Here is a 6,153-nt window from a genome sequence, read left to right on the forward strand (position 1 = left end):
CGAAGTTCGGTTTCCTGCGGGCTCCGAGGGTACGGGAACGCTTACGACCGGTCGTCCACCAGGGCTCCGTCCGCCAGGTCGGCGAAGCGCTCCAGGTCCTCGGCCGGGCCGTCGATCCCGCGCAGCGGGCCGTGGTCGGCCAGGCGGGCGCGGACGTAGAGGCGGGCGACCAGGGCCTTGCGGTCGGTGCCGTGCTCCGCGCGCTCCCAGGCCGCCTGCTCCACCAGCAGGGCCGCCGCGTACACGTCGGCCATGTAGCCCGCCAGCGGGTACAGCCGCGCCTCGGCGGTCTCCGGGTCCAGCTTGCGCCACGCCTCGACCGCCTCGCGCAGGTGGCCGGCGCGGTCGGCGACCAGGTCGGCCGGGGCGTCGGCGGGGGCGTCCGCGAGCGCGGCGGCCAGCCGGTCGAAGAACGGCTCGTGCGCGTCGTGGCGTTCGATCGCGCGGCGGACGTCCAGGCAGAGGATGTTGTCGCCGCCCTCCCAGATCGGGTTGACCTGGGCGTCGCGGAGGATACGGGCGACCGGCCACTGCTCGATGTAGCCGTTGCCGCCGTGGATCTCGACCGCGGCACTGGCGGCGGTCACGCCGAGACGCGCGGCGCGCAGCTTGATCAGCGGTGCCCCGACGCGCAGGCGGGGGCTCGCGAGATAGCCGTCGAACACCATCGCCTGGACCGCCTCGGTCTCCACGATCATCTCGGCGAGCCGGCGGCGCATCAGCGGCTTGTCGTACAGCGGGCCGCCGAACGCCTCGCGGGCCCGGGTGTAGCACAGCGACTCGACCAGGGAGCGCCGGGCGCAGCCCAGGCCCATCATCGCGATGCCGAGGCGGGCGGCGTTGGTCATCTCCATCATGCGGGCCAGCCCCCTGCCGTCACCGCCGCCGCCACCGGTCCCGGACGGGGCCAGCAGGAACGCCTCCGCGTCGGTGAACTCCACCTCCCCCGACGCCACCGACCGCGTGCCCAGCTTGTCCTTCAGGCGGCGGATGCGCACGCCGTTGCGCGAGCCGTCGCGGCGTTCCCGCAGCACCAGGAACGGGGCGACGCCGCGCACGCCGTCGGGCGCGCCCTCGGGCTTGGCGAGCACGACGAACGCCGAGCCGCCCGCGTTGGAGGCGAACCACTTGAACCCGTTGAGCCGCCACGCGTCGCCGTCCGGGGTCGCGGTCGACTCCAGCGCGCCGAGGTCCGAGCCGCCGGAGCGTTCGGTGAGCATCTGCGCGGCCTCGCCGGAGAAGTACCCGGCGGCGAACAGCTCGCGGACCCGCTCCCTCACGTCCTCGGGCGCGAACATCTCGGCCAGGCCCACCACCATGTCGCCGCCGGTGCCGAGCGCGCACGCCATGCCGATGTCGGCCTGGTCCAGCAGGTAGCTCCAGGTCACCGCCAGCGGCACGGGGTCCACGCCCGCCCGCCGCGCCTCCGCCAGGAACTCCGGGCGGGTGAGGCTCGTGGCGACCAGGTCGCGGCGCGCCTCCTCGAACGACGGCGGCATCACCACGCGGCTGACGTCGCGGCCCCACCGGTCGTACTTCTCCAGGCGGGGCGGGTTGCGGTCGGTCTCCTCGGCGCGTTCGGCGATCGGGCCGCCCATCAGCGCGCCGAGCTCCCGCAGCCGGGGCTCGGCCCACGCGAGGCCGCGTTCGCCGAGGTGGTGGCGGAGCAGGAAGCGGAGGGTGGGGTCGCAGGCGTACCAGTCGAGGCCGACGGCCCCGCGGTAGCGCTCGGTCGCGTAGCGGCGCGCCTTGTCCGGACCGCCGAACGGGAGCCGGTCCACCGGCTCGATGAGGTAGGAACCCATGCCCGGACATTACGTCTTTTCTACACGTGATGGAAGAGTGTAATCGCGGTAGGGTCCCGAGCACGATGACCAACGCCCTGGGACTGCGTCCGCTCACGGCCCGCTCGGTGGTGCTGAGCACGCTGCTCGGCATGCACCCGCCCCGGCTGCGCACGCGGCACCTGGTCCGGGTCGGCGAGCTGTTCGGGATCGCCGAGGGGACGGTCCGGGTCGCGCTGTCGCGGATGGTCGCCGCCGGGGACCTGGCGCAGGTGGACGGCCACTACCAGCTCACCGAACGGCTCCTCGGCCGCCAGCGGCGGCAGGACGAGAGCCGCTCGCCCCGCACCCGCCCCTGGGACGGGACCTGGGAGATCGCCGTCGTCACCGCCGACCGCCGCCCCGCCGCCGACCGCGCGGCCCTGCGCCAGGCCATGTCGGAGCTGCGGCTCGCCGAGATCCGCGAGGGCGCCTGGCTGCGCCCGGCGAACCTGGCGCGCCCCCGGCCGGAGATCGTGGCGCGGCAGTGCGCGTTCCTGACCGGCCGCCCCGAGCAGGACCCGGTCACGCTGGCCGGGGCGCTGTGGGACCTGACCGGCTGGGCGGACACCGCGCGGGCGCTGCGGGCGGCGCTGGACGAGGCCGACGCGATGGCCGAGCGGTTCACGGTGGCGGCGGCGGTGCTGCGGCACCTGCTGGCCGACCCGCTGCTGCCGCGCGAGCTGCTGCCCGGGGACTGGCCGGGCCCGGGGCTGCGCGCGCACTACGAGCGGTTCGAGTCCGGCTTCCGGGACCTGCTCACCGCCCACATCCTGGGATCTTGACGGCGGGTCCCGGCGCTCGGGATCATTACGCCCTCCCCCCGCCGCACCGTCAGCCCCACGCGTCCCTCCCAGACGCGCCCCTCTTCCTCACGCGAAGGCTCCATTGCACAGTCGCCCCCTCCGTGCCGTCACGCTCACGCTCACGGCCGGACTCTCCCTCGGCCTGACCGCGGTCCCGGCCGAGGCCGCCGCCACCCACGCGCTCGCCGTCACCGCCGTCGGCCGCGACGGCGCGGCCGTCAAGCCCGGCGCCTACCTCATCGACGTCCGGACCGGACAGGGCCGGGAGGTGCCCGGCGGACGCGGCGTCCGCGTCCGGGCCGGGACCTACGCGGTCACCACCCTGATCGAGACCGGCGAGGCCCTCACCCTCGGCACCCGCGTCGTCAAGGTCACCAGGAGCCAGACCGTCGCGTTCGACGCCCGCAAGGGGCGGCAGGTCCGCTTCTCGGTGGACGACCCGACCGCCGAGGTCACCGGCCTGAACGTGCTGCCGCTGGTGAACGGCGACTGGTCGGTCAACCCGATCTCCGGCTGGTCCCCGCCGAACGCCACCTACGTCATCCCCACCACCAGCAAGTACGTGTCGCTCGCCGCGCACGCCGTGCTGGAGCGCAGGGGCTCCGGCGCGGAGAACCCCAGCCCGTACCGGTACGACCTGGTCCGCGTCGCCAAGGGCGGTATCCCGACCACGCCGGTGTACCGCTCCAAGCGCGCCGACCTGGCCCGCGTGGACGTGCACGTCCGCTCGTTCGACAACGGCCAGACCGGTGGGATGGACCTGCGGGCCGCCGCCCCCGACAACAGGGGATGGCTCACCCACATGCGCACCGAGCTCGGCGCGCTCCCCCGCACCGTGGTCTCCTACCGGACTCCGGGGCTCCGCTGGAACCCGGACGTCACCATCAGCGGCCCGCACGGCAACGCCACCATCAGTGACCACAACGACGACCCGACCTACAAGAAGGGCCGGTTCACCGAGACGTGGGGCCGGGCCGTGTGGGGACCGTCCCGCAACGGTGTCGGCGGCTCCATCGACGGCCGCCACCTCTACCTGACGCCGCGTTCCCTGATCTGCCAGCCGCCGCGCACCGTCAACCAGGACTGCGGCCTGAGCGGCGTCACCAAGACCGCCAGGCTGTACCGGGGCACGACCCTGCTGGCCCAGGGCAAGGGCGACCTGCGCGTCAAGATCCCGACCAGGGCGGCCTGGTACACGCTGAAGGTCGAGGCCCGGCGTCCGGCCGGGGCGCTGCTGTCCACCCGCGTGGCCGCGACCCTGCGGTTCAAGGCGCGCGGTTACGACGACGGCCTCGGCCACGGCGGGGTGCGCGCGCTGACCACCGTCTACGCGCCGCGCGGCCTGGACGCCCGCAACCACGCCGCCCGCGGCTCGCTGACCTCCGTCCCGCTGACGGTGAAGGGGCACCCCGACTCCCGCACCACGCTGAAGTCCCTGGTCGTCGAGGCCTCGGCGGACGGCGGCAGGACCTGGCGGAAGCTGGCCGTCAAGCGCGAGGGATCGCACTGGGTGGTGCGGGTCCGCAACCCGAACGCGGCGGGATTCGTGTCCCTGCGCGCCACGGCGAAGGACGACGCGGGCGCGACCTCCGTGCAGACGATCACCAACGCGTACGGCGTGCGCTGACCGCTCGCCCCGCGCCGGGGGCCGTTCGTCGCACCGTCCCCACCGCTTGCCGGATGGGAGGTGGGAACGGGCCCCGGCGCGGGCGGTCGCGGCTACCTTCTATCTCGTCCGCTGCGGGCTCCGACCGGGCGCCCGAACTGGGGGGTAAGGGCTCCGCCGGGATCGTCGAGCCGCACGGGCACAGCGGGAAGAACGCCGCGCGGCCGCTTCGGGCGGCCGCGCGGCGCCCGCCTTCCCCTCCCCCATCCGGCGCCCGGGTTTCGGGTGACCGAATTGTGATGGTTGCGGAAGTGACGAGCGGGGCCGCCGGGGGCATGGTTCTGCGTTGGCCTGCAACGTGGCAGGCCAGCGTAAGGAGGCTCGCTATGTCGGTGTTGCACGCGATGACGCGGCGCAAACCCGTCGACCAGATCGATGACGAGAGCGAGTCGTCCGGCCTCAGCCGGACGCTCGGCCTGTGGCAGCTCACCGCGATCGGCGTCGGCGGCATCATCGGAGCCGGGATCTTCTCGTTGGCCGGTGCGGTGGCCAACAAGACGGCCGGACCCGCGGTGCTGCTGTCGTTCCTGATCGCGGGGGTGGCGAGCGCGGCGGCGGCGTTCTCCTACGCCGAGTTCGCCGGGCTCATCCCCCGCGCCGGATCCGCCTACACCTACGGGTACGCCGTGCTCGGCGAGTTCGCCGGATGGGCGATCGGGTGGGACCTGCTGCTGGAGTACACCGCGATCGTGGCGGTGGTCGCGATCGGCATCTCCGGGTACTTCAACGACCTGCTCGGGTTCATGCACGTCGACCTGCCCCTGTGGATGATGGGCGCGCCCGGGACCGAACCCGAGGGCGTCGCGGCGGGCAGCTACAAGGTCAACCTGTTCGCGGCCCTGCTGTGCCTGCTCATCGCGTGGGTGCTGAACCTCGGGATGAAGAACGCGGCGCGGTTCGAGACGGCGCTGGTGTACCTGAAGGTCGGCATCGTGCTGCTGGTCATCGTGGTCGGTGTCTTCAAGATCAACGCAGGGAACTACTCGCCGTTCTTCCCGTTCGGGGTCGGCGGCGCCGTCACCGGCGCGGCCACCGTGTTCTTCGCCGTCTTCGGCTACGACGCGATGAGCACCGCGGCGGAGGAGTCCAAGGACGCCCGGCGGCACATGCCGAAGGCGATCATGTACTCGCTGGCGATCTCGATGGTGCTGTACGTGCTGGCCTGCCTGGTGCTGACCGGCATGGTCGACTACCGCGACATCGACCCCAACGCGGCGTTCTCCTCGGCGTTCCAGTCGGTCGGGCTGAACACCGTCGGGATCGTCATCGCGGTCGGCGCGATCCTCGGCGTGCTGACCGTGCTGTTCACGTTCATGATGGGCGCGGCGCGGGTGTGGTTCTCGATGAGCCGCGACGGGCTGCTGCCGATGTGGTTCGCCAAGACGCACCCCACGCGGAATGTGCCGACCCGGATCACCTGGATCCTGGGCGCGGGATCGGCGCTGATCGCCGGGTTCCTGCCGATCGCCGAGGCCGCCGAGCTCACCAACATCGGCATCCTGCTGGCGTTCATCGTGGTGTGCATCGCGGTGGTCGTGCTGCGGTACAAGCGGCCCGACCTGCCGCGCGAGTTCCGCACGCCGGGCATGCCGGTCGTGCCGATCATCGGCGTGGTGTTCTCGTTCTGGCTGATCACGTTCCTCCAGTGGCAGACCTGGCTGCGGTTCGCGGCCTGGTTCCTGCTGGGGACGCTGGTGTACTTCGCCTACAGCCACCGGCACTCGCTGCTCGGCCGGAGGGCCGGGAAGTCCGAGTGACCCCGCGGGCGGGGGGGGGGCCCGGGGGGGGCCCCCCCCCCCGCCCCCCCGGCCCCCCCCCCCCCCCCCCCCCCCCCGCGGGCCCCCCCCGCGCCCCCCCC

4 protein-coding genes are annotated in these 6,153 nt (G+C 73.4%); 3 read left to right on the plus strand and 1 reads right to left on the minus strand.

The features are described from left to right. Positions 1–41: 41 nt before the first annotated feature. Positions 42–1,805 (minus strand): acyl-CoA dehydrogenase family protein, encoded by a 1,764-nt coding sequence (locus HNR61_RS29605; protein WP_182846443.1) that lies wholly within the window; start codon positions 1,803–1,805, stop codon positions 42–44. A gap of 65 nt (positions 1,806–1,870) precedes the next feature. Between HNR61_RS29605 and HNR61_RS29610 the strand changes: the two genes are divergently transcribed. The 3 genes from HNR61_RS29610 to HNR61_RS29620 all read left to right on the plus strand — a co-directional run bounded on the left by HNR61_RS29610 (position 1,871) and on the right by HNR61_RS29620 (position 6,052). Continuing rightward, positions 1,871–2,608 carry a PaaX family transcriptional regulator C-terminal domain-containing protein gene (locus HNR61_RS29610; protein WP_182846444.1) on the plus strand — a complete coding sequence of 246 codons (738 nt, stop codon included), beginning with the start codon at positions 1,871–1,873 and terminating at the stop codon, positions 2,606–2,608. Positions 2,609–2,711: 103 nt separating this feature from the next. Next, positions 2,712–4,256 (plus strand): hypothetical protein, encoded by a 1,545-nt coding sequence (locus HNR61_RS29615; protein ID WP_182846445.1) that lies wholly within the window; start codon positions 2,712–2,714, stop codon positions 4,254–4,256. A 365-nt stretch (positions 4,257–4,621) separates the two neighbouring features. Then, a complete protein-coding gene (locus HNR61_RS29620; protein ID WP_246443890.1) occupies positions 4,622–6,052 on the plus strand; it encodes an amino acid permease in 1,431 nt (476 codons plus the stop codon). The last annotated feature ends 101 nt before the right edge of the window (positions 6,053–6,153 follow it).

Source organism: Actinomadura kijaniata (assembly GCF_014138665.1).
GTDB classification, from domain to species: Bacteria; Actinomycetota; Actinomycetes; order Streptosporangiales; family Streptosporangiaceae; genus Spirillospora; species Spirillospora kijaniata.